The sequence below is a fragment of the Polaromonas sp. genome (assembly GCF_012927485.1).
GTDB lineage: Bacteria > Pseudomonadota > Gammaproteobacteria > Burkholderiales > Burkholderiaceae_C > Polaromonas.
In genome coordinates, this window is record NZ_JABBPC010000037.1 from 46,778 (window position 1) to 69,184 (window position 22,407).

The 22,407-nt window shown below is 59.6% G+C and carries 20 protein-coding genes, 3 tRNA genes and 1 pseudogene; 20 read left to right on the top strand and 4 right to left on the bottom strand.

The annotated features are described in order from the left end of the window. The first annotated feature begins 157 nt into the window (after positions 1–157). The 8 genes from HHJ16_RS16725 to pgm all read left to right on the top strand — a co-directional run bounded on the left by HHJ16_RS16725 (position 158) and on the right by pgm (position 9,974). On the top strand, positions 158–1,474 hold the full coding sequence (locus tag HHJ16_RS16725) for a YjbE family putative metal transport protein (protein ID WP_296902435.1): 1,317 nt from the start codon (positions 158–160) through the stop codon (positions 1,472–1,474). Positions 1,475–1,534: 60 nt separating this feature from the next. Beyond that, positions 1,535–2,806, top strand: coding sequence for a divalent metal cation transporter (locus HHJ16_RS16730; RefSeq protein WP_296902437.1), 1,272 nt, complete (start codon positions 1,535–1,537; stop codon positions 2,804–2,806). Between the two features lie 307 nt (positions 2,807–3,113). Then, complete coding sequence (locus HHJ16_RS16735; protein WP_296902439.1) at positions 3,114–4,070, top strand: creatininase family protein; 957 nt, start codon at positions 3,114–3,116, stop codon at positions 4,068–4,070. A 50-nt stretch (positions 4,071–4,120) separates the two neighbouring features. Continuing rightward, positions 4,121–5,326, top strand: coding sequence for a YncE family protein (locus HHJ16_RS16740; protein ID WP_296902464.1), 1,206 nt, complete (start codon positions 4,121–4,123; stop codon positions 5,324–5,326). Positions 5,327–5,455: 129 nt separating this feature from the next. Beyond that, a complete protein-coding gene (locus tag HHJ16_RS16745; protein ID WP_296902441.1) occupies positions 5,456–5,737 on the top strand; it encodes a hypothetical protein in 282 nt (93 codons plus the stop codon). A 259-nt stretch (positions 5,738–5,996) separates the two neighbouring features. Then, positions 5,997–7,022 carry a phosphogluconate dehydrogenase (NAD(+)-dependent, decarboxylating) gene (gnd, locus tag HHJ16_RS16750; RefSeq protein ID WP_296902442.1) on the top strand — a complete coding sequence of 342 codons (1,026 nt, stop codon included), beginning with the start codon at positions 5,997–5,999 and terminating at the stop codon, positions 7,020–7,022. A gap of 91 nt (positions 7,023–7,113) precedes the next feature. Beyond that, complete coding sequence (tal, locus tag HHJ16_RS16755) at positions 7,114–8,208, top strand: transaldolase (protein ID WP_296902444.1); 1,095 nt, start codon at positions 7,114–7,116, stop codon at positions 8,206–8,208. Positions 8,209–8,297: 89 nt separating this feature from the next. Then, positions 8,298–9,974 (top strand): phosphoglucomutase (alpha-D-glucose-1,6-bisphosphate-dependent), encoded by a 1,677-nt coding sequence (gene pgm, locus HHJ16_RS16760; RefSeq protein ID WP_296902445.1) that lies wholly within the window; start codon positions 8,298–8,300, stop codon positions 9,972–9,974. Positions 9,975–9,982: 8 nt separating this feature from the next. Here pgm and HHJ16_RS16765 read toward each other — a convergent pair whose 3' ends face one another. The 3 genes from HHJ16_RS16765 to HHJ16_RS16775 all read right to left on the bottom strand — a co-directional run bounded on the left by HHJ16_RS16765 (position 9,983) and on the right by HHJ16_RS16775 (position 13,626). Next, positions 9,983–10,537 carry a DUF488 family protein gene (locus tag HHJ16_RS16765; protein WP_296902446.1) on the bottom strand — a complete coding sequence of 185 codons (555 nt, stop codon included), beginning with the start codon at positions 10,535–10,537 and terminating at the stop codon, positions 9,983–9,985. A 104-nt stretch (positions 10,538–10,641) separates the two neighbouring features. Beyond that, on the bottom strand, positions 10,642–12,714 hold the full coding sequence (gene tkt, locus HHJ16_RS16770; protein ID WP_296902448.1) for a transketolase: 2,073 nt from the start codon (positions 12,712–12,714) through the stop codon (positions 10,642–10,644). Positions 12,715–13,038: 324 nt separating this feature from the next. Further along, positions 13,039–13,626 (bottom strand): chalcone isomerase family protein, encoded by a 588-nt coding sequence (locus HHJ16_RS16775; protein ID WP_296902450.1) that lies wholly within the window; start codon positions 13,624–13,626, stop codon positions 13,039–13,041. Between the two features lie 445 nt (positions 13,627–14,071). Between HHJ16_RS16775 and trpE the strand changes: the two genes are divergently transcribed. The 8 genes and pseudogenes from trpE to HHJ16_RS16815 all read left to right on the top strand — a co-directional run bounded on the left by trpE (position 14,072) and on the right by HHJ16_RS16815 (position 20,486). Then, positions 14,072–15,571: an anthranilate synthase component I gene (trpE, locus tag HHJ16_RS16780; protein WP_296902451.1), complete on the top strand. Its 1,500-nt coding sequence runs from the start codon at positions 14,072–14,074 to the stop codon at positions 15,569–15,571. 14 nt (positions 15,572–15,585) lie between these two features. Next, on the top strand, positions 15,586–15,897 hold the full coding sequence (locus HHJ16_RS16785) for a chorismate mutase (protein ID WP_366557509.1): 312 nt from the start codon (positions 15,586–15,588) through the stop codon (positions 15,895–15,897). Then, complete coding sequence (locus tag HHJ16_RS16790; RefSeq protein ID WP_296902455.1) at positions 15,894–16,475, top strand: aminodeoxychorismate/anthranilate synthase component II; 582 nt, start codon at positions 15,894–15,896, stop codon at positions 16,473–16,475. The genes HHJ16_RS16785 and HHJ16_RS16790 overlap by 4 nt, the downstream gene beginning before the upstream one ends. 54 nt (positions 16,476–16,529) lie before the next feature. Then, complete coding sequence (locus HHJ16_RS16795) at positions 16,530–17,618, top strand: GntG family PLP-dependent aldolase (RefSeq protein ID WP_296902457.1); 1,089 nt, start codon at positions 16,530–16,532, stop codon at positions 17,616–17,618. 35 nt (positions 17,619–17,653) lie between these two features. Beyond that, positions 17,654–17,845: pseudogene (locus HHJ16_RS16800) on the top strand (LysE family translocator); the annotation flags it as partial. A gap of 49 nt (positions 17,846–17,894) precedes the next feature. After that, positions 17,895–18,938: an anthranilate phosphoribosyltransferase gene (gene trpD / locus HHJ16_RS16805; RefSeq protein ID WP_296902459.1), complete on the top strand. Its 1,044-nt coding sequence runs from the start codon at positions 17,895–17,897 to the stop codon at positions 18,936–18,938. Between the two features lie 31 nt (positions 18,939–18,969). Beyond that, complete coding sequence (gene trpC / locus HHJ16_RS16810; protein WP_296902461.1) at positions 18,970–19,761, top strand: indole-3-glycerol phosphate synthase TrpC; 792 nt, start codon at positions 18,970–18,972, stop codon at positions 19,759–19,761. 29 nt (positions 19,762–19,790) lie between these two features. Then, positions 19,791–20,486: a uracil-DNA glycosylase gene (locus HHJ16_RS16815; protein WP_296902466.1), complete on the top strand. Its 696-nt coding sequence runs from the start codon at positions 19,791–19,793 to the stop codon at positions 20,484–20,486. A 27-nt stretch (positions 20,487–20,513) separates the two neighbouring features. Here the strand turns inward: HHJ16_RS16815 and HHJ16_RS16820 are convergent, their stop codons facing one another. Next, a complete protein-coding gene (locus HHJ16_RS16820) occupies positions 20,514–21,608 on the bottom strand; it encodes a patatin-like phospholipase family protein (RefSeq protein WP_296902462.1) in 1,095 nt (364 codons plus the stop codon). Positions 21,609–21,892: 284 nt separating this feature from the next. Here HHJ16_RS16820 and HHJ16_RS16825 point away from each other — a divergent pair. The 4 genes from HHJ16_RS16825 to HHJ16_RS16840 all read left to right on the top strand — a co-directional run. After that, positions 21,893–21,978 (top strand) — tRNA-Tyr (locus tag HHJ16_RS16825). A gap of 85 nt (positions 21,979–22,063) precedes the next feature. Further along, a tRNA-Gly gene (locus HHJ16_RS16830) sits at positions 22,064–22,137 on the top strand. 29 nt (positions 22,138–22,166) lie between these two features. Next, positions 22,167–22,241 (top strand) — tRNA-Thr (locus tag HHJ16_RS16835). 76 nt (positions 22,242–22,317) lie between these two features. Continuing rightward, positions 22,318–22,407 (top strand): GTP-binding protein (locus tag HHJ16_RS16840; RefSeq protein ID WP_296902468.1); only part of this gene is annotated, 90 nt, incomplete at its 3' end.

A 22,407-nucleotide genomic window follows, 5' to 3' on the forward strand; every position in this document is an offset into this window, starting at 1 on the left:
TCCGCAGCCCCCATGCGATCCAGTGATGGATGTCAGTCGCCGAGCCTCGACCCGAGGCGCCTCATCGGGCGCACTGCGCACGCTACCAACGCGCTCGCCGGACCAATGGTTCCGGGCTGGACCGCACCTGTGTATGACGTAAACGGAGTCGGGACCTATGGGCATCGATAGCGCCTTTACCTACCTGAATTTGACACTGGAAGTATTCTTCCTGGATTTATTGCTTAGCGGCGATAACGCGGTGGTCATCGCGCTCGCCTGCCGGTCTTTGCCTATGCGGCAGCAGCGCCAAGCCATGGTGATCGGCACCGGCATCGCCATCGCGCTTCGCGTCCTGCTGACGTTGCTCGCCAGCGCCCTGCTGCAGATCCCGGTGCTTAAGCTGCTCGGCGGTATCGCCCTGACGGTGATCGCCATTCGGCTTATTCTGGACGATCAAGGGACTGGAAAACGCAGCGGAAACGGGACCGAATCCTTGGGTGAGGCCGAGGCGGTAGACCTCTGGTCGATCGTTGGGACTGTGATCATTGCCGACCTCGTCATGAGCCTGGACAACGTCGTCGCGCTGGCGGCTGTGGCCAAGGGTAACGTGGCGGTGCTGGCGCTGGGACTGTTGCTCAGTGTGCCAATCCTGATGTTCGGTAGCTGGTATGTCCAATCGCTGCTGGTGCGCTATCCGATCCTGACGCGGCTTGGTGGCGCCATGCTCGGATGGTTTGCCGGAGACATCGCCGTGTCCGACCCGCTGTATTCCAGCTGGGTCGAGCATCAATCGCCGGCCTTGATGGTCGTGGTTCCCGCGCTGACCGCCGCGTTTGTTCTTCTGCAGAGTCGTATCATCGACCAGTCCCGCGCGAGTGCCGCCGCGATGCGGCCCGAGCCTAAAGTCGCGCTGCGATTTGCCGCCCCGCCCCGGCTGTCAGAGATGGGTTTCGCGCAGGGTTTAAGCAAAACTGCTGTGCCGGAGCTGGTCCCCCTGGAGACTGGCCTTCAAGCGCCGCTTCACGACACACCGATTCAGCCAGCGCTGCCTGACCGTGCGGAAGTCGTGACCGTGAATGCGGGCACGACTGATCCGTCGATCGATCAAGCAAGCGTTCAACCGCGGCGCGGGCTATTTGCCAGCAAGTGGCTCTGGTTGGTCGCTGCGGGGGGTGTGATTGTCATCGGCGTTGTCTACAGCCTCGCAACTATGCGCTGGATGCCTGTCCCCGTAGCCCTGACCCGATACGATTGCTCAAGCAAGGACGTCAGCGTCTTCTACAAGCGCGGCGCCCAGAAGATACGTCTCGTCGCGGGCGCCAGTAGCCTGAACGGCGTGGTTTTTTACGACAATCTGATCGAATGGGACAACGCCCATGCGGTGGGCCAGCCCATGGGATTTGCGCCTCCGACCCGAATTCTCTATGCCGATGGGAAGACCCTGCGGATCGACGGTGGAATGTTCGAAGATGTCACGTGCCGGGTCCGCTAAATTTCTCTGCGTCGTCGCGGGCTCGGGTGGTGTTTTCCTCTGTGTCGCTGCGAATGCGCCATGCCCGACGCTGATCCGGCGGCGATGAGCTCGGTAGCGAACGCGGGAACCGTAGCCGCGCGCTGGCGTCGCACGGCAGCAACGCTTGGCCCCGGTCTGATCGTGATGCTGGCCGACAACGATGCCGGGAGCGTTATAACTGCGGCGCAAAGCGGCGCTCAGTGGGGCTACCGCCTTCTTTTACTGCAACTCGCGATCGTCCCGCTGCTGTTCATGGTTCAGGAGTTGGCCGCAAGGTTGGGGCTGGCCAGCGGCAAGGGCTTCGGCGAACTGGTCCGCCAACGCTTCGGAAAAATGCTCGCCTTCCTGTCCCTTGCCACGCTCTTGGCGAGTTGTTTCGGAGCGCTGGTGACACAAATGAGCGGCTTGGCTGGCATTGGTCAATTGTTCGGCGTTCCAATTTGGCAGACCATCAGCGTGCTCGTCGTGCTTACGCTCGCGATGGTTTGCACCGGCTCATACCATTCCGTCGAGCGCATCGCAATTTTCTTTGGCTTGTTCGGACTTGCCTTTTTAGTGGTGGCATGGAAGGCCCATCCGGTCCCTGCACAAATATTTGCGCAATTGCGGCAGATTCCGTTGACGCAGGGGAGCTACCTTTATTTGGTCGCCGCCAACCTCGGAACAAGCGTCATGCCCTGGACTGTTTTTTACCAGCAGTCGGCGCTGGTAGACAAAGGGCTCTCAATTCGTGATCTGAAAGTGGCGCGTTATGACATCCTGGTTGGTGCGCTGATTTGCCAGCTCCTGGCGGCTGCCGTGCTGGTCGCCGCGGCCGCCACGCTGGGGCAACAAGGTGGCGGCGGCACACTGGACAGCGTGCCGCAGATCGCAGTGGCCTTCACCGCCGCTTTGGGGGATACCTTCGGCCGCACCGTGTTCGCCTTGGGTCTCAGTGGCTCTGCCTTGGTGGCCACGATCGTGGTTTGCCTGTCTGCGGCATGGGCTGTCGGCGAAGCGACCGGTGCCAAGCATTCTTTAGAGCAGCATCCCACCGAAGCACCGTTTTTCTATTTGGCATTTGCCGTCATGCTGGTGGCTGCCGGGGCGCTGGTGTGCTCCGGCCTGAACCTGATTCGACTGTCCATCGCCACCGGAGTGGTCAATGCATTGCTGCTCCCTGTCGTGCTGGGCTTTTTGTATCGGTTGGCGCGGACGGAACTGCCCGGTCCGTATCGACTGAAGGGGCGATACGCGGTTATCGTTGGCGTCGTTTTTGCGGTCACAGCCGGAGTCGGATTATTTGCCGGTATCGTAGGCTCCCTGACTTGAGTGTCTGACCACCTGTCGCATGACTCCAAATATGGCTACAAAGTGTAAAACCGCATCGAAGTCGGCGCTTCCCCGGTAATTCGCAGGCAATAAAGGGTCCAATACGCAGTATTGAAAATAGTCGAGTGGGCTTAAGCGTCCTGGACCTTCATTCAGGCGCATCGGCGAAGGTCCCGCGCACTCATGGGTTGGCCGCTGGCTACCCGGTAAACTGGTTATTGGCGCTATGTTGCATTCAACGCTCACCTTTGCCCTTACAGGCTGTATCACGCGGTAAAACCACCCTCTTGAAACGAATAGTCAAAACATGAACCAACTGTTGACCGCCCCCGCAATGGGGCGACACACCGATTTTCTCGCCGCTTGCAGCGCTCGGCTTGCCGATGCCATCCTTCCGCTAGGGCGATCAGCGCGCAGCATCGCGATCCTGATTCCCGTAGCCTTGTGCGGATGGACGGCGCTGCCAGCTTATGCGGCAGGTGGTGGTGAGTCACCAAGCGTCTATATCGAAGAAATGTCTTCGCCCGAGCTGCGTGATCGCATTGCCGCCGGGGCGACGACCATCCTGGTGCCCATCGGCGGTACCGAGCAAAATGGCCCGCACATGGTGCTCGGTAAACACAATGTACGGGTGCGCGCCCTGGCCGGACAGATCGCACAACGACTCGGTAACACCGTCGTGGCGCCCGTGCTGGCCTATGTTCCAGAAGGCTCCGTTCATCCGCCGGTCGCACACATGCGCTTCTCGGGCACTATTTCAATCCCCGAGGCTACTTTCGAGTCGTTGCTCGAAGCCACTGCGCGCAGTTTCAAACAACACGGTTTTCGCGACGTGGTGTTTCTCGGTGACCATGGCGGTTACCAGAAAAACGAAGAGCGAGTGGCTGTGCGCCTTAACCGGGAATGGTCGGCTGATCCAGCCTGTCGGGTGCATGCCCTGCTGGATTACTACCGGGTGACGCAGACCGCCTACGTGGCCGACTTGAAGAGCCGCGGTTTCACGGAGGCGGAAATTGGCACCCACGCGGGCCTCGCAGACACGGCGCTTTCGATGGCGATCGATAAGTCGCTGGTGCGCGCAGATGCGCTCACCAGCCGTACCAAGTCGACTGAGCGCGATGGCGTGTATGGCGACCCCAGGCGCGCTACTGCCGAGTTAGGCCAATTGGGTGTCAAGCGAATCGTGGACGCATCCGTTTCCGACATCCGCGTATTCATCCGCGAGCGCGACAACCGGGCGCAGCCAACGGCGCAAAGGAAATGATGTTGAAACTGAATAAACTGATGGGTGCAGGTACGGCGTTGCTGATCCTGATGGGCATCGTCGCCGCGACACGCGCCGTCGGCGCTGCGCCAGCACCCGCCGAGCCTGCCGCCGTGGTCACCGTTCCCGGCATGGCTCCGGTGATCGATCCGCGCAACCTGTATAGCGAGACCGGAGCGTCTCATCTCAGTCCTTCCGTGCGCGATCATCTGGAGCGGATTTACGTGCCGAACCTGCGCTCGAATGACGTCTACGTGATTGACCCGGGAAGCATGAAGGTGGTCGATAAATTCAAGGTCGGTATCAGCCCGCAGCATGTCGTTCCGTCGTGGGACTTGCGTACTTTATGGGTCGCCAACAACGCCGAGCGCCGGGCCGTTGGCAGTTTGACCCCGATTGATCCGCGGTCCGGCAAGCCGGGTAAGGCGGTTCCGGTCGACGACCCCTACAACATGTATTTCACGCCCGACGGCAAGTCGGCGATCGTGGTGGCAGAAGCGATGCACCGACTGGACTTTCGCGATCCGCAGACGATGGTCCTGCAGTATTCGGTCGACACGCCCCAATGCGGCGGTATCAATCACGCCGACTTTTCAATTGACGGGCGCTACGCACTCTTCACTTGCGAGTTTGACGGCAGTGTGGCTAAGATCGATCTGGCTAACCGGAAGGTCGCCGGGTATCTCAAGCTGAAGATGCCGGCTACCCGGTTCAAAGACGCACCCGACTCGAACAGCCCGGGAGCGAGTGAAATTTGCACGTCGACCAAGGGCATGCCGCAGGACATCCGAATTTCGCCTGACGGCAAGCACTTCTATATTGCCGACATGAGTGCCGATGGGGTGCACATCGTCGACGGCGATGCGCTCAAAGAGATTGGCTTCATTGCCACTGGATTAGGTGCGCACGGGCTGTACCCGAGCCGCGACGGCAAGCGACTGTATGTCGCCAACCGCGGCACGCACAAGATCCACGGTCGGCGGCATGGTCAAGGTAGCGTCACCGTGATCGATTTCGCCAGTGAAAAGGTCGTCGCACAATGGCCGATTCCGGGTGGTGGCAGCCCGGACATGGGTAATGTCAGCGTCGACGGCAAAGCGCTCTGGCTTTCTGGTCGCTTCGACGACGTGGTCTACCGCATCAACACGCTGACAGGAGCCGTCGCGCAGATCAAGGTGGGACAGGAACCGCATGGCCTGACCGTGTGGCCGCAGCCTGGACGCTATTCTCTCGGCCATACCGGCAATCTGCGCTGACGCTAGTTAAACAACGCTTCGGGTGATGGCTGGCGTTGCGGAATCGGGTTTTTATTAAAAAACACGCAGAGCGCCCGATGCCATCGCAATATGCCGCCACTCATTTCGCAGCAATGAAGGAATCGACTCATGGACGCCGTTGACCTCATTCAATGGCCAGCAATGGTCGTCACCGTTGTGGCCTCCTGGTATATCGCGTCAGTGAAAAAGAGAAAGCGCAAGCTTGGGTTCTGGCTGTTCTTGGGCAGCAATCTGTTGTGGGTCACGTGGGGGTTGTATTCGCACGCCTACGCTCTGGTGGTCCTGCAGGTGTGTCTGGCAGGAATGAATATCCGGGGCGCGGAGAAAACGGAGACTGCAGAGCCGTCTTCGGATTCGAGCGGAAAAGAGCTACAAAAAAAAGATGAATGAATAGGCGCCAACCAGGCCGCCCACCGCCTGTGTTTGACGCCGGTTGAATCAGGGAAGTCGCCGCAACTTAATGCCCGCAATAACGTTGTAGATCTTGGTCGGTAGCGTCCTACCCCGCTTGGAGCGCTAATCCGGGGAGGCAACGGGCGTTAAATCGGGTAGTCTAAAGTTCTTATGAATTTAGATACTCGCATCGATCCCCGAGTGGCGAGCCGCCCCTTGCTGCGATAGCCAGCCCCACTCAGAACGGAGAAGAAAAATGCAGCTCGGAATGATTGGTTTGGGGCGCATGGGTGCCAGCATGGTTCGGCGCCTGTTAAGCAAAGGCCATCAGTGCGTTGTCTATGACCCGCAAGCGGAGGCGGTTGCCACCCTGAGTAAGGCAGGGGCCGAGGGCGCGTCGTCGCTTGAGGAACTGGTGTCCAAGATGACCCGGCCCCGGATGATCTGGATGATGGTGCCGGCAGCGGTGGTCGATCACGAGCTCGGTGCGCTGGTTGCCCATCTGGACACAGGCGATGTGGTAATTGACGGTGGAAATTCGTATTACCGCGACGACATTCGACGCGCGAACGACTTGACCGCATTGGGCCTTCATTACGTGGATGTGGGCACTAGCGGCGGCGTGGCCGGTTTTGAACGCGGCTATTGCTTGATGATCGGCGGCGAAGCCGACATCGTCGAGCGCCTGAAACCCATCTTCCTGGCTTTGGCACCGGGCACCGCTGCAGCAGAACGCACGCCCGGGCGCAGCGGCAGCGTCGCCAACGCGGAAGAAGGCTTTTTGCACTGTGGCCCCCACGGCGCAGGGCACTTCGTAAAGATGGTGCACAACGGCATCGAATACGGAATGATGGCGGCCTATGCCGAAGGGCTCAACATCTTGCGCAATGCCAACGTCGGAACTAGGAAGCACGCGAGTGACGCCGAGACAACGCCGCTGCGCAATCCGGAGTTCTATCGCTACGAAATGAACCTGCCAGACATCACTGAAGTCTGGCGTCGTGGCAGCGTGATCGGCTCGTGGTTGCTCGATCTGACGGCCAGCGCGCTGCAAGAAGATCCCCAGCTCTCGGCCTACGATGGGCGAGTCTCCGATTCGGGGGAAGGCCGCTGGACGCTGCAGGCGGCCATCGACGAAGCGGTGCCGACGCCGGTTCTCAGCGCGGCGGTGTACGAACGCTTTGCGTCACGCGGCGAGGCCGCTTTCGCCAACCAGCTGCTGTCGGCGATGCGGCATGAATTCGGCGGTCACAGAGAGAAAACCGCAGAAGGTCCGAAATGAGATCGCCGGCGGCTTGCACAGATTGGCGATTTGGCCGATAGTGATAGTTCGAGAGATCGAAAAGCGCGGCGAGCGTAATTCAGGAGAAATGATGAACCCCAAGCTCCGAAAGCTTCACGATCTCGGTCAAAGCATCTGGCTTGACAATATCAGCCGCGAAATACTGACGAACGGTACGCTGAAACGATACATCGCAGACCTGTCGGTGACGGGACTCACCTCGAACCCGACGATTTTCGAACACGCGATCGGCCATGGCCACCTTTACGACCAGGCAATTGCCGACCTGGCGCGCCAGGGCGAGTCGGAAGAAGCTATTTTTTTTGCACTTGCGTTGGAAGATTTGCGCCAGGCCGCCGACCTGTTGCGATCGGCCTACGACGAGACCGATGGCGTTGATGGATGGGTTTCACTCGAGGTGTCACCGCTCCTTGCCGACGATAGCGTCAAGACGATTCAAGCCGCGGCGCGACTTCATGCGGCGGCCCGGCGGCCCAACCTCTTCATCAAGATTCCGGGTACGCCGGCAGGCATACCTGCCATCGAGGAATCGATATTTTCCGGTGTGCCCATCAATGTCACCTTGCTGTTCTCGCGCGAGCAGTACGTTGCTGCCGCTGGCGCATATCTGCGCGGCATTGAACGCCGCATTGCAGCCGGCCTTGACCCCAAGGTCGAATCAGTCGCCTCGCTCTTCGTCAGCCGCTGGGACGTTGCGGTGAAGGAGGACATCTCTGCGCAGTATCACAACCGCCTGGGTATCGCGATCGCCATGCGCACCTATAAAACGTACCGTGAGTTGCTGGCCTCGCCGCGCTGGAAAAAGCTTGCGAAAGCTGGTGCCCATCCGCAACGGCTGCTGTGGGCCAGCACCGGCACCAAGGACCCGGCTGCGCCGGATACGCTTTACATCGAAGCTTTCGCTGCGCCTGACACCATCAACACCATTCCGGAAAAGACGCTGCTGGCATTCGCCGACCATGGCCAGGTCGGTGAAATGATGCCTGTCGACGGCGGCTACGCCGAGGCGGTGTTGGACGAATTCAGGCGTGAAGGCGTCGATGACGACGCGCTGGCGCAGCGACTGCAGCGTGAGGGCGCAGATGCTTTTTCACAATCGTGGAACGCGCTCCTGTCGCGCATCAGGGAGAAGAGGGTGCAACTCGCCGGAAAGACGCCGTGGTGATCAACCCATGAAAAACTTTCTGCGGGCACAGCCGGTGACCTCGGCGGAATCGCCAAGTTCGCAATAAGCGCGCACTCCGTCGCAGCGTCATGAGCACCCACATCAGTCCACTTGCTGGCAAGCTAGCGCCGCCGTCGCTGTTGGTAGACGTGCCAAAGCTCGTCACCGCGTATTACACCGAAATTCCCGATCCTGCGGTGCCGACACAGCGGGTCGCGTTTGGCACCTCGGGACATCGTGGCTCATCGCTTGAACTTTCGTTCAACGAATGGCATGTTCTGGCAATCACGCAGGCGATCTGCCAGTACCGCAAGGAGCACCGCATTGACGGCCCACTCTTCCTCGGTATCGACACCCACGCACTTTCCCGGCCAGCCTGCGCCAGCGCACTTGAAGTCCTGGCAGCCAATGGCGTCGAAGTCATGCTGGCGACGAACGATGACTACACGCCTACACCGGCTGTCTCGCACGCGATCCTCGCGCACAACCGCGGCCGCACGTCGGGGTTGGCTGACGGAATCGTCGTCACACCGTCACACAATCCGCCTGACAGCGGCGGCTTCAAGTACAACCCGCCCAATGGCGGCCCGGCCGGCCAAGACATCACCGGCTGGATCGAGGCCACTGCGAACGCTTTGCTGGAGCGGGCGCTAGGCGGTTTGAAACGCCTCCCGCACGCACAAGCGTTGCGCGCGCCAACGACCCACCGCCATGACTTTTTGAGCGCCTATGTCGCCGACCTTGGCAACGTGATCGATATGGGCAGCATACGGGATGCGAAGGTCCGTATCGGCGTCGATCCGCTCGGCGGCGCGGGGGTGCATTACTGGGCACGAATCGCCGAGCGCCATGAGCTCGATTTGAGCGTGATCAACGAGGAAGTCGACCCTACGTTTCGCTTTATGACGGTCGACTGGGACGGACGCATCCGAATGGACCCGTCGTCGCCTTACGCCATGCAAGGTCTTATCGGCCTGAAAGATCGCTACGACATCGCCTTTGCCTGCGACACCGATCACGACCGTCACGGCATCGTCTCCGCGAAGGCGGGATTGCTGCCATCCAACCACTATTTGGCAGTGGCGATTGATTACCTGTTTCAGCACCGACCGCAGTGGGGGGCGCAGGCGGCAGTCGGCAAGACGGTCGTTTGCACGCAGATGATCGACCTCATCGCCGCGCGGCTCGGACGTGCGCTTTATGAAGTACCGGTGGGCTTCAAATGGTTTGCGGCCGGGCTGCTCGACGGGTCGCTCGGTTTCAGCGGGGAGGAAAGCGCGGGCGCTTCCTTCTTGCGTCGCGATGGGACGGTTTGGACCACTGACAAAGACGGCATCGTCCCGGCCTTACTTGCGGCCGAAATCACCGCGTGTTGCGGACACGATCCGGGCGCTCTGTATACCGAGATTGCGCAGGAGTTCGGTAATCCTGTTGCTGACCGGGTCGAGGCCCCGGCGACGCCCCGGCAGAAGCAGCAGCTCGCGGCGCTCGCTCCGCAGAATATCCAGTCCGCTGAACTGGCCGGTGAAAAGATTGAGTGCATTTTCAGCCGCGCACCAGGCAACGGGGCTCCGATCGGCGGCATCAAGGTAATCGCCAAAAGCGGCTGGTTTGCTGCACGGCCCTCGGGGACTGAAGACATCTACAAGATTTATGCGGAGAGTTTTAGCGGTGCCGATCACTTGCAGCGCATCTTGAAGGAAGCGCAGGAGATCGTCGACCACGCCATCGAAGCTCCGCCTTCCAGCGCGCAACGCCTGCGCTGAGCCTGCACCTAGGCAAGGCAAGCCGGGGGGTAAGTCAATTGACCATCCACAATCCGCGCCGGCGACGTGTAGTCATGAACGCTGCTGTGCGTGGCATCCAAAATGTGTATGACTTCGATGCCGCGCAGGTGGAGGACGTCAGCGATTAGCGAGCGATGGCAACGCCACCACACTGCTTCGGCACACATTAAGCTTGTTCTCTGCCGCGCCGCCAGCGCCAGTAAAACATCCAGGCCTTCGTTAAATTCCTGGCTGGAAAGATGATCGGCATAGCCGCGGAACGAGGCATTGCGCCATCCCGTATTCGGCGAATCGGCTCGCATCTTGCGCCGGCCGCCGAGTTGCGGCAGCCACTGATAGGACATGCCGTGCGCCGGCAGCGTCTGGGTCAGCGCGTCCTGTGAAAAGTACGGATATCGGCGGGACCCGGGAAAGCGCCGTACATCGGCGACAGTCTCAATGCGGTAGTCGGCGAGAAGGCCCAGGAAGGCTTCCAGCGAACGGGTCGAATGGCCAATCGTCCAGATTGTCTGGATGGCAGTAGCAGCGGATTCAATTGGCATCACGGATCGATCATGTTCATCGCCGTGTCCCCTCACGAGTCATGGTGTCGCTGGGCTCAGCGGGCCTCTGAATGAGCGTTGCGCTGACTCGGCCGCCTGCGAATTCATGGCGCATGGTTGTTTTCATGGTTCGCGAGCATCTTGTGCGCGCGCGCTACGACGTTGTCCACGCTAAAGCCGAATTCGCGCAATACCCTGTCAGCCGGCGCGGAGGCACCAAAACGATCGACGCAAATTAGGTCGCCCCGGTCGCCGATATAGCGGTGCCAGCCTTGAGCCACGCCGAGTTCGACCGCCAGCCGAGCCGGCACATTTGGCGGCAGCACGTCGTCGCGGTAGCTTTGCGGCTGAATGTCGAACAGATCCAAGCTCGGCATCGACACACAGCGTACGGCGATGCCTTCGCCCTGCAAGCGCGCCGCCGCAGCCAAGATCAGGCCGACTTCGGAGCCGCTGGCAAGCAGGATCAATCCGGGTGGGTTGTCGCCGGCATCGCTCAGCACATACGCGCCCCGACGCAGACCCTCGGCGCTGGCATAGCGGCTGCGGTCAAGCGTGGGCAGGTCCTGCCGAGTGAGCACCAGCAGAACCGGGCGATCACGGGCTTCCACGGCCACCTTCCAGGCCACTGCGGTTTCGTTGGCATCGGCGGGACGGATCACGGTGAGATTGGGAACAGCGCGCAGGCTGGCCAGCTGTTCAACCGGTTGATGCGTCGGACCGTCTTCGCCAAGCGCAATGCTGTCGTGCGTGAATACGTGGATGACATGCAGCTTCATTAGCGCCGCCAGCCGGAGCGGTGGCCGCATGTAGTCAGAAAAAATCAGGAAGGTCGCGCCGTAAGGGATGAAACCTCCGTGCGCCGCCAAGCCGTTTACGACCGCCCCCATCGCATGCTCACGCACACCGAAATGCAGGTTGCGTCCGGCGCGACTCCAGCCGCCGCGATCCGATCCTTGCGCGTCGTCGCGGCTGGTTAGGGGCGGATTGAAATCACCGAAACCTGTGAGCTCGGTCTTGGTCGACGGGTCCAGATCAGCGGAGCCGCCGATCAACGCGGGCAATCTCAACGCCATCCCGTTCATCACCTTGCCCGAGGCAACGCGCGTGGCCAAACCTTTTGCATCGGCTGGAAATACGGGAATGTCGGCGTCCCAGCCAGACGGCAATTCGCCGCGCAGACAAGCCTGAAGTTCTGCCGCCGAATCGGGGAAGGCCTGGGCGTAAGTTGTCATACGGTGATTCCACTCGGCCTCAAGGCGTGCGCCGCGCGAGAGCGCGAGGCGCATGTGCGCCAACGCTGCGTCAGGGATCAGGAACGCTGGCTCGATTGGCCAGCCGAGCCGTTCCTTCGTTAACCTTACTTCGTCCACGCCAAGCGGCGAGCCGTGTGCTTCGAAGCGGTCCTGCTTGTTTGGCGAGCCATAGCCCAGGTGAGTGCGCACCAGCAGCAGTGACGGTCGTGATGTTTCAGCACGCGCGGCCTGCAATCCCGCCGCAATTTCTTCGACGTCGTTGCCGCCTGCAATGGAGATCGTGTGCCAGCCGTAAGCCTCGAAACGCGCTTCGCGATCTTCCGAAAAGGTAATGTCGGTGCCGGCGGACAAAGTGACGAAGTTGTCGTCGTAAAGACAGATCAACTTGCCAAGCTTCAGGTGCCCGGCCAGCGATGCCGCTTCGGACGCGACCCCTTCCATCAGGTCGCCGTCGCTGACGATCGCGTAGGTGTGATGGTCGATGATCGCGTGGCCCGGGCGGTTATAGCGGGCCGCAAGCTGTGCTTCAGCGATTGCCATGCCCACGGCATTGGCAAAGCCTTGGCCGAGAGGCCCGGTGGTAACTTCGACCCCTGGTGTGTGCCCGCGTTCCGGATGCCCCGGTGCCTTGCTGCCCCACTGGCGGAACTTCTTGATGTCTTCGAGCGACAAATCGTAGCCGCACAAATGCAGCAAACTGTAGAGCAACATCGAGCCGTGTCCGGCCGAGAGTACGAAGCGGTCGCGGTCGGCCCAATCTGGATTGTGCGGATTGCATTTGAGAAACCGCGTCCATAACGTGTAAGCCATCGGCGCAGCGCCCAGCGGCATACCGGGATGACCGCTGTTGGCCTTCTGCACCGCGTCCACCGACAAAAAGCGGAGGGTGCCGATGCAAAGTTGATCGAGTTGGGCGGACAAAGCGGCTCCTGTTTTACGTCAAAGGTCGCCGGTGACTGGCGAACTTGCAGATTCCCCGCTTTTGATGCGCTTTCCTACTCAGTGCGGCATGAGCAGTCTTGCAGTGCATGGCGGGAAAGGCCTCATCGCCGCGGGCACTTCGCGAAATCCGTCGGGCGACGGTAACGCTGGATACCCTGCGGAGATGTTGACGAAGCATGCACCAAATACGCGCAGCGCGTCAGTGCCTTGGCGCACTTAGGACCTATTTCGGGGCTGACCGACATTTCTTTCAGCCTCTGCCGAACCCCATGCAAACGCAAGCTATAAGCGCTTTCGTCGGCTTTATGAACTCTTGCCCAACAGGGCTTCCTTGAGCCGCCAGTCTGCGGGGTGCGAGCCCAGCCAGATGCGCGTCATGGCATTGAAGAATTCAATTTCCTTGGAAGGTTCGCCTTGCGGTTTCCCTTTGACAGAGACGACAGTGCCGGTTCCAGGGACCCAGTCGATGGTGAAATTGTCACCCGCCACCAGTTTTTTCTGATCAGCAAAAATCTGACCTTGTTTGATGAGCCCCGGGATCAGTTTGGACATTTCTGCTTTGGGTGCATTCTCCTCAAAGGCCTTGGTAAAGCTTTTACCGAGTTCATTGGAATCAATGTCGCGCAGCAAAGTGATGCTGATGCGCTTGGGCCCGGGGGCTGCATAAACTTCTTCCGGTGTAGCCGCCTTTTTTCCCAGGTAAAGCGCGGCGACATAGACTTTAAACACGGCTTTGTAACGGATGCCGGCGCCATTGAGCGGGAGTTTTGTGCCGTTAACTTCGGTCGAATCCTCGACCTTGATGCCCGAAAGCTCCAGTGGGGTGGCCCAAACGCCCACAGACAGCACAAAACCAGCCATGCCCACAATGCACCGCGTCGTCCAAGTCATGAAGAATCTCCAAAATAGTGATCGAAATAGAACGAGCGTTCTTTTTTGTGGTTTGATTTTCTAGCCCGTCGAGGCCCTTCGCAATAGGGTTTTCGAGATCAGCATTACTACCAGTACCCAGTTTTTTAACTTTCCCCGTCAGGGTTGAGGGGCGGGCGGTCTTTGCTACACTTTGCCGAACATGTTCATTCATTGCATCCGTCAAGCAGGTTGTGGCGACCGGGGAGCCTGGCTTTGGCGATCCTGTCTTTTCTCGCACGCTTGAGGCGCTCACGGGTTCGCGCATTTGCAACCAGCCCGCGCATCGGCCGCAGTCTCACAGGCGTTCCGATTTCGATGCGCTCTTGCACTACGCAACGCAAGTCCCGGCCCCGCTCTTCGGGGCGTTTTGAATGACAGGTGGCCGCGGCTTCTAGCGCGTCGCCCACTGGCAAAGGATCCCATTGTGATTTCTGAACTCGAATTTAAAAGCTTGGCCACGCAAGGCTACAACCGTATTCCGCTGATGGCGGAGGCATTTGCCGATCTTGAAACCCCGCTCTCGCTCTATCTCAAACTGGCGCACTCCAAAGACGGCGGCAAATTCAGCTTTTTGCTCGAATCCGTAGTCGGTGGTGAGCGCTTCGGCCGCTACAGCTTTATTGGTCTGCCCGCCCGCACGCTGCTGCGCGCATCAGGCTTTGGCGTGGACACCAAAATCGAGGTCGTAACAGACGGGCATATTGTCGAGACATCGACACTCAATCCGCTCGATTTCATCAGCGACTACCAGAAGCGGTTCAAAGTCGCGCTGCGGCCCGGGTTACCTCGCTTTTGCGGCGGGCTTGCGGGCTACTTTGGCTACGATACGGTGCGCTACATTGAGAAAAAGTTAGAGGCCACGTGTCCCCCCGACACGCTCGGCTGCCCCGACATCCTGTTGCTGCAATGCGAAGAACTGGCCGTAATCGACAATCTGTCGGGCAAGTTGTACCTGATTGTTTATGCCGACCCGGCGCAGCCCGAAGCCTATGTCAACGCCAAGAAGCGCTTGCGTGAACTCAAAGAGCAGCTCAAGTATTCCGTGAGCGCGCCGGTGGTCAAGCCGTCCCAGAGTTTTCCGGCGGAGCGGGACTTCGCCAAGGCCGACTATCTCGCCGCAGTGGAGCGCGCCAAGCGGCTGATTGAGGGCGGTGATTTCATGCAGGTGCAGGTGGGTCAGCGCATCAAGAAGCGCTACACCGAGTCACCGCTGTCGTTGTACCGTGCACTGCGTTCGCTCAATCCTTCCCCGTATATGTATTACTACCATTTTGGTGATTTCCATGTGGTGGGTGCGTCGCCGGAAATTCTGGTGCGGCAGGAGCAAACGGAAGAGGGCCAAAAAATCACGATTCGTCCTTTGGCCGGGACCCGTCCGCGCGCCTCGTCGCCCGAAGCCGACAAGGCGGCCGAGCAGGAACTGATCAACGATCCCAAAGAACGCGCCGAGCATGTGATGCTGATTGATCTGGCGCGCAACGACATCGGTCGTATCGCCAAAATCGGTACCGTGAAAGTCACGGAAGCCTTCGCTGTCGAGCGCTACAGCCACGTGATGCACATAGTCAGTAATGTGGAGGGTGTGCTGCTGGATGGCATGACCAGCATGGACGTCCTCAGAGCCACTTTTCCCGCCGGCACATTGACGGGCGCGCCTAAGGTTCATGCGATGGAAGTGATCGACCAGCTGGAGCCCACCAAGCGCGGTTTGTATGGCGGCGCCTGCGGCTACCTCAGCTATGCCGGGGATATGGACGTGGCGATTGCGATCCGAACCGGCATCATCAAAGACCAGACGTTATACGTGCAGGCAGCGGCAGGCATTGTGGCCGATTCGGTGCCTGAACTGGAATGGAAAGAAACCGAAGCCAAGGCGCGCGCCTTGCTGCGGGCCAGCGAGCTGGTTGAGGAAGGACTGGAGTAAACCAAATGACCCTTATGACCACTATTCAACCCTGCAGCACCATGGCTGAAGTGCGCGAACACATTGACGCACTCGACGTTCGCATTGTGGCCCTGCTTGCCGAGCGTAGCGGCTATGTGGCCCAAGCCGCACGCATCAAGCAAAGCGCGAGCCAGATTGTTGACAATCCGCGCATCGAGTTCATCGTCGAGCGCGTACGCGCCCAGGCCCGAGAAGCCGGTGCCCCTGAGGCCGTCATGGAGGCGACCTACCGCGCCATGATTGCCGCTTTTATTGAGTTTGAGCGGAGTGAGTTCAACCACCTTCGCGGGGAGGCTAAGTCATGAAGCGCAACAAACTCTTGATGATCGATAACTACGACAGTTTTACCTACAACATCGTGCAATATTTGGGCGAACTGGGGGCTGAGGTTGAAGTCTTCCGCAACGACGAGATCACGGTCGCGGAAATCGCTGAGCGCGCACCAGATCTTCTTGTGCTGTCGCCCGGTCCGTGCTCGCCGCTTGAGGCCGGCATTTCGGTAGCGGCAATCCAGTACTTTGCGGGCAAGCTGCCGATTTTGGGCGTCTGCCTGGGACACCAAGCGATCGGGGCGGCGTTCGGCGGCAATATTGTGCGAGCCCAACAGCTCATGCATGGCAAGACCAGCGTGATCACGACCACCCGAGAAGGCGTATTTGCGGATCTGCCTGAGCATTTCGTGGTCAACCGCTATCACTCGCTGGCGATTGAAAAATCATCTTGTCCCGATGTGCTGGCGGTGACGGCGTGGACTGATGACGGCGAGATTATGGGCGTGCGCCACAAGGAACTGCCGATTCAGGGCGTGCAATTTCACCCCGAGTCCATTCTGACCGAGCACGGCCACGCGATGCTGAAAAACTTTTTGGAGCAGCGGGTATGAAGTGGTTTATTTTTTTAGCTGATTCTTCCCGTACAGAAGGCGCAAGGAGGAAAAATGGTTTCAACAGTTGATTTGCGCAGTGATACGGTCACGCTGCCCACCGCCGCCATGCGTGCTGCCATGCAGGCCGCACCCCTCGGCGACGATGTATTTGGCGGCGACCCTAGCGTTAACGCACTGCAGGAAAAAATTGCCGCCATGCTCGGCTTTGAAGCGGCGTTGTTCTTGCCTACGGGAACGCAGAGCAACCTTTGCGCGATCTTGAGTCATTGTCAGCGGGGGGACGAATACCTCGTCGGTCAGATGGCGCATTGTTACCGCTGGGAAGGGGGCGGCGCGGCGGTGTTCGGCAGCGTACAGCCGCAACCGCTGAACCACCAGGCCGACGGCACGCTGGCGCTGGCGGATATCGAAGCCGCCATTAAACCCGACGACGCGCACTTTGCGCGCAGTCGGTTGCTCACGCTCGAAAACACCTTGGGCGGCAAGTTACTGCCCTTTGAGTATGTGCAGCAGGCCACCCAACTGGCTAAAAGCAAAGGCCTGGGTCGTCATCTGGATGGTGCGCGTTTGTTCAATGCCGCCGTGGCGCAGGCCGCGCTGACCGGCAGTGATGGTCGCCCTGCCGCCGGGCTCAAAGGTGGGGAGCGTGGGGGCATCACCTTTGAGGCGCGCCGCATCGCCCAATGCTTTGATAGCGTCTCGGTCTGCTTCAGCAAGGGGCTGGGGGCGCCAGTCGGCTCGGCGCTGTGCGGATCTCGCGAGTTCATCGCACGCGCCCACCGCATCCGCAAGATGGCGGGCGGGGGCATGCGCCAGGCAGGCATGCTGGCTGCGGCCGCATCGCACGCGCTGGATCACCACATCGAACGTCTCGCGCAAGACCATGTGCTCGCCAAACGCCTGGCAGACGGATTGGCAGGCATTGAGGACCTGCAGGTCGAAGCGCCGCAGACCAATATCCTGTTTGTGGACCTGACCGGCGCTGCCAAAGAGCGGTCTGCGGCGCTGCTTAAACACCTGGCCGATGAGGGTATTCAGGCCACCGGCCTGTACCGCCTGCGCTTTGTCACTCACCTTGATGTGGATGCGGAAGGTGTTGACCGCGCGGTGGCGGCGATTCGCCAATTCTTCAAAGTCTAGGGGTCGTCTTCATGGGTATAGAGCATCTGTTTTTTTTCGTGGTGGCGGGCCTGCTGCTTAATTTCAATGGCCTGTGGGTCAACATCGGTTGGGCGCTGGCCACCGCCTGGGTAGCGCGACGCGTAACGTCCGTGCAGCGCGGCATGCATTGGCTGGAACGCACGGCGGGCCTGATGTTCATTGGCTTTGGCCTGAGATTGGCTTTGTCGGACAATCCTGCCAAGTGACACCCGGTCCCAAGAGAAACAAAAGAATAAGCGAGGAAAGATAACGTCTATGCCCAACAGTCACAAAATCACCCCGCAGGAAGCGCTGCTGCGCACCATCGAGCATCGCGAGATTTTTCACGACGAAATGCTGCACATCATGCGACAGATCATGAGCGGCGAGATGTCGTCCGTGATGATGGCGGCGCTGATCACCGGACTACGCGTCAAGAAGGAAACCATTGGCGAGATCACCGCAGCCGCACAGGTGATGCGCGAGTTTTCCACCAAGGTCCACGTCGCTGACAAAACACATCTGGTCGACATCGTCGGTACGGGTGGTGACGGTTCGCACACGTTCAATATTTCGACCTGCGCCATGTTTGTGGCTGCGGCAGCGGGCGCAAAGGTCAGCAAGCACGGTGGCCGCAGTGTCAGCAGCAAGTCCGGCAGTGCTGACGTGATCGAGTCGCTGGGTATCCAGATTAATCTGTCGCCAGAAGCCATTGCACGGTGCATCGACGAGGTGGGAGTGGGCTTCATGTTTGCGCCCAACCACCACCCAGCCATGAAAAACGTCGCGCCCATCCGCAAGGAATTGGGAGTTCGCACCATTTTCAATATTCTGGGGCCCCTGACCAACCCGGCCAGCGCGCCCAACATCCTGATGGGGGTGTTTCATCCCGACCTTGTGGGCATCCAAATTCGCGCGCTGCAGCGCTTGGGAGCCGAGCACGCCCTGGTGGTGTACGGCAAAGACGGCATGGACGAAGTCAGCCTGGGCGCGGCCACGGTGGTGGGTGAGTTAAAAGACGGAGAGATCACCGAATACGAAATTCACCCCGAGGACTTCAACCTGCCCATGGCGAGCAACCGTAGTCTTCGCGTTGAGACCCCGGAGCAGTCCAAATCGATGCTGATTGGTGTGCTGGACAACCAGCCGGGGGCCGCGCGCGACATTGTTATTCTCAACGCCGGGGCGGCGCTGTACGCGGCTAACGTGGCCGACTCGATACAAAGCGGTGTCCACCTTGCGCGAGCTGTCCTGGAATCCGGTGCGGCCAAAGCGCGCCTGCAGCAACTCATTTCCACCACCCAAGCACTTGCCGCTTAAATTTGCAGCCCAAACCTGCAACCTGAACACCATGTCCGATATTCTGAACAAAATTATTGCCGTCAAGCACGAAGAAATTGCCGAAGCGATCAACCGCAAGCCCTTGGCCGCCATGCGCAAAGACGCTGAGTCGCGCGTGCTCACGCGGGACTTTGTCGGTGCCCTGCGCAGCAAAATTGCAGTAGGCCAGCCGGCGGTGATTGCAGAGATCAAGAAAGCCAGCCCGTCCAAAGGGGTGCTGCGGGCTGAGTTCATCCCCGCAGATATTGCACAGACCTATGCCGAGCATGGCGCGGCCTGCCTGTCGGTCCTGACGGACAAGCAGTTTTTCCAGGGCAGCATTGATTATTTGAAGCAAGCCCGGGCCTCGTGCAGTTTGCCGGTATTGCGCAAGGATTTCATAGTCGATGCCTACCAGGTGTATGAATCGCGTGTCATCGGCGCAGATTGCATTTTGTTGATCACGGCTTGCCTGGACGATACGCAGCTAAAGACGCTGGAAGCGCTGGCGATGTCACTGGACATGGCGGTGCTGGTCGAGGTGCACGACGAGGGTGAACTCGAACGCGCCCTCAAACTCAAAACGCCGTTGATCGGGATTAACAATCGCAACCTCAACAGCTTTGACGTGTCCCTGGATACCACTTTGCGGCTGGTTGCAAAGGTACCCGCCAATCGCCTGCTGGTGAGCGAATCCGGCATTGCCACACCTGAAGACGTCCAGCGACTGCGGGACGCCAAGGTGAATGCCTTTCTGGTCGGCGAGGCCTTTATGCGCGCAGACGATCCCGGTGCCGCCCTGAAGTTGCTGTTCGGGGTGTGACTCTGCCGCTATTTGGCGCGCTGTCGCCTCTGGGTGCGGCCGACCGCCTGACCAGTGCCGACCCTTCAGATTGGCCTGTGGCCTCTGGCTGGCGGCCCGTGACCGATGCCTTTTTTGCCAGTTCATCTGGCCAGAAACTCTTGGGATTTTTGGGCGGTCGACTTGCCGACAACGCCGTCATATTTCCACCACGGCCGCTGCGTGCCCTTGAACTTACCCCGCCTGAAGCGGTTCGCGTGGTCATTCTTGGCCAGGATCCTTATCACGGTCGCTATCAGGCGGAAGGCCTGGCTTTTTCCGTCGCGCCCGGCGTTCCGTTGCCGCCCTCTTTGCGCAACATTTTTAAAGAATTGCAGCGCGATCTGGGGACGCCACCGCCTCAGTTTCCCGAGCCCGGCGGCAGCCTTGTGCGCTGGGCGACCGACGGTGTGCTGTTGCTGAACACCTGCTTGACGGTGGAAGAAGGTCGCCCGGCCAGCCACGCCGGACAAGGCTGGGAGGGTTTAACCGATGCCGTGATCCGCCAGGTGTCGGCGGGCGATCAGCCTGTAGCGTTCCTGTTGTGGGGTGCCCATGCGCAAACCAAACGCGCGCTGATCGACGCCAGTCGCCACAAAGTGCTGCTGGCCAACCACCCGTCGCCGCTGTCGGCGCTCCGGCCGCCGCTGCCCTTTATTGGTTGCGGGCATTTCTCGCAGTTGCGCGAATGGCGTGAAAAGCAGTAGGGATCGCTGTCGAAACCTTGCGGCTCACTAAACCTCCTGTGCAGGGCCACCGATGTAGTCGCGGCGAATATCGACCGTACTTTTTTGGCCTAAGGCCTCAAAGTGGTTGGCCAGCCAACGCTTGGCCGCGCTTTGGCCCATTTCAAACAGTTGCTCCAGCAGGACCGAATCGGCAGACATTTTGCTGGAGGATGGCAAGTCCTCAAGCGCTTCGCCGCCGTCAATACGGTGTAGAAACAGGCTTTTGTATTGAGCGCCTTCTTGCAGGCGTCCGTCCGCCAGCAGACGGTTGGTGAAATCAATGGCACGCATCTGGGCGAGCAAGCTGGCATTGAAGGTCAACTCGCTCACGCGGTCCACGATGTCATGCGGGGTGTGGGGGACATTTGTGCGCTGCAAGGGGTTGATCTGCACCACGATGATGTCACAGCTGTCGCATTGGTTGATGAGCGGCAGCAAGGCGGGATTGCTAGAAAAACCACCATCCCAGTAAGCCTGACCGTCGATTTCCACCGCCTGAAATAGCGTCGGCAGGCAGGAGGACGCCATCACCGCTTGCAGTGTGAGGCGCTCGCCAGAAAAGATTTCGACCCGACCTGTCGTTACGTGCGTGGCCGACACGAAGACTTTCGGTGCTTTCAGATTAGCGATCGCGACAAAATCAATCTCCGCTTCCAGCAATTTCCGAAGGGGATTGATGTCCAGGGGGTTGGACTGGTAGGGTGACGCCCACTGACTCATGGCGTTTCCCAAAAAGTTGGCGCCTACTTGGTCAGGCGACCAACCCCCCATCATCATTTTTCTAATGCTTTCAGCCATCGTGCCGAGGCTACCCATGGCCGCCACGCCGTGCCAGATTCGGCGAAGCGACGCGCGAGCTGCGTCCCTGGGGTCCGATGCTTTATCAGCAAATCCTTGCGCGAGCGCCACGGCGTTGACAGCGCCCGCGCTGGCACCGCTGATGCCGTCGATTTGAATGCGTTGATCCTCCAGCAACGCATCCAGTACGCCCCACGTGAAGGCCCCGTGGGAACCGCCGCCTTGAAGTGCCAGATTGACCCGGCGCACGGACGGCGCAGGAGCAGGGGGATGAAGCGGGAAAGGGAGGAGGAGTTGGCGCATTGAAAACGGCACGGCGGGCTAGGTTCACCCGGTGATGGCCAGAAGGTTGCAGAACCTTCACTTTATTCTCTATTGCCGCGGTAACCATACCCGAAAGTGTCCAGGGGGAGGAGGGCGTGTCCTCGCGCTCTCTTGTACCCCTTGACAGGCCCATGCGCCGAGCACGCGTGCGCGCAAATTTCTTCAAAACAGATGGAACGGCGAGCTACCATGCCCATCCAGTTTGAAGTAACAATACCGTCACTCGACTCTCGAACCGTGGCATAATCTGAGGTTCACTCAAAGGATGGGTGCCCGAGTGGCTAAAGGGGGCAGACTGTAAATCTGTTGGCTAACGCCTACGCTGGTTCGAATCCAGCCTCATCCACCAGGTTTGCTAATTTAGGGTGAACAGCCAACTTAAAGCAAGTGCCGTAAGGTTGTTTCTGGTTGCAGGTTAATTTGGGCGGAGTTGTGCGGGAGTAGTTCAATGGTAGAACCCTAGCCTTCCAAGCTAATGACGCGGGTTCGATTCCCGTCTCCCGCTCCATACAGTTGTGGTGAGAATTTTTGAGTTTAGCCCATTTGGCTCAGTGGTAGAGCACTCCCTTGGTAAGGGAGAGGTCGCGGGTCCGATTCCCGCAATGGGCACCATATTTGAACTGGTGCGGTTTGGTCGGCATGGTGTCTGGCCGTAGTTGATTGGTGTTGTAACTTTCCGGAGTTGAAAATGGCAAAAAGTAAATATGAGCGAACCAAGCCACACGTCAATGTGGGCACGATCGGCCACGTCGACCATGGCAAGACGACCCTGACAGCG

What these genes read in the sequence shown, in the direction of transcription:
- HHJ16_RS16725 (WP_296902435.1), top strand. Translation starts at nt 158, where the DNA reads ATGGGCATCGATAGCGCCTTTACCTACCTGAATTTGACACTGGAAGTA.
- HHJ16_RS16730 (WP_296902437.1), top strand. Translation starts at nt 1,535, where the DNA reads ATGCCCGACGCTGATCCGGCGGCGATGAGCTCGGTAGCGAACGCGGGA.
- HHJ16_RS16735 (WP_296902439.1), top strand. Translation starts at nt 3,114, where the DNA reads ATGAACCAACTGTTGACCGCCCCCGCAATGGGGCGACACACCGATTTT.
- HHJ16_RS16740 (WP_296902464.1), top strand. Translation starts at nt 4,121, where the DNA reads ATGGGCATCGTCGCCGCGACACGCGCCGTCGGCGCTGCGCCAGCACCC.
- HHJ16_RS16745 (WP_296902441.1), top strand. Translation starts at nt 5,456, where the DNA reads ATGGACGCCGTTGACCTCATTCAATGGCCAGCAATGGTCGTCACCGTT.
- gnd (WP_296902442.1), top strand. Translation starts at nt 5,997, where the DNA reads ATGCAGCTCGGAATGATTGGTTTGGGGCGCATGGGTGCCAGCATGGTT.
- tal (WP_296902444.1), top strand. Translation starts at nt 7,114, where the DNA reads ATGAACCCCAAGCTCCGAAAGCTTCACGATCTCGGTCAAAGCATCTGG.
- pgm (WP_296902445.1), top strand. Translation starts at nt 8,298, where the DNA reads ATGAGCACCCACATCAGTCCACTTGCTGGCAAGCTAGCGCCGCCGTCG.
- HHJ16_RS16765 (WP_296902446.1), bottom strand. Translation starts at nt 10,537, where the DNA reads ATGCCAATTGAATCCGCTGCTACTGCCATCCAGACAATCTGGACGATT.
- HHJ16_RS16775 (WP_296902450.1), bottom strand. Translation starts at nt 13,626, where the DNA reads ATGACTTGGACGACGCGGTGCATTGTGGGCATGGCTGGTTTTGTGCTG.
- HHJ16_RS16785 (WP_366557509.1), top strand. Translation starts at nt 15,586, where the DNA reads ATGACCACTATTCAACCCTGCAGCACCATGGCTGAAGTGCGCGAACAC.
- HHJ16_RS16790 (WP_296902455.1), top strand. Translation starts at nt 15,894, where the DNA reads ATGAAGCGCAACAAACTCTTGATGATCGATAACTACGACAGTTTTACC.
- HHJ16_RS16795 (WP_296902457.1), top strand. Translation starts at nt 16,530, where the DNA reads ATGGTTTCAACAGTTGATTTGCGCAGTGATACGGTCACGCTGCCCACC.
- trpD (WP_296902459.1), top strand. Translation starts at nt 17,895, where the DNA reads ATGCCCAACAGTCACAAAATCACCCCGCAGGAAGCGCTGCTGCGCACC.
- trpC (WP_296902461.1), top strand. Translation starts at nt 18,970, where the DNA reads ATGTCCGATATTCTGAACAAAATTATTGCCGTCAAGCACGAAGAAATT.
- HHJ16_RS16820 (WP_296902462.1), bottom strand. Translation starts at nt 21,608, where the DNA reads ATGCGCCAACTCCTCCTCCCTTTCCCGCTTCATCCCCCTGCTCCTGCG.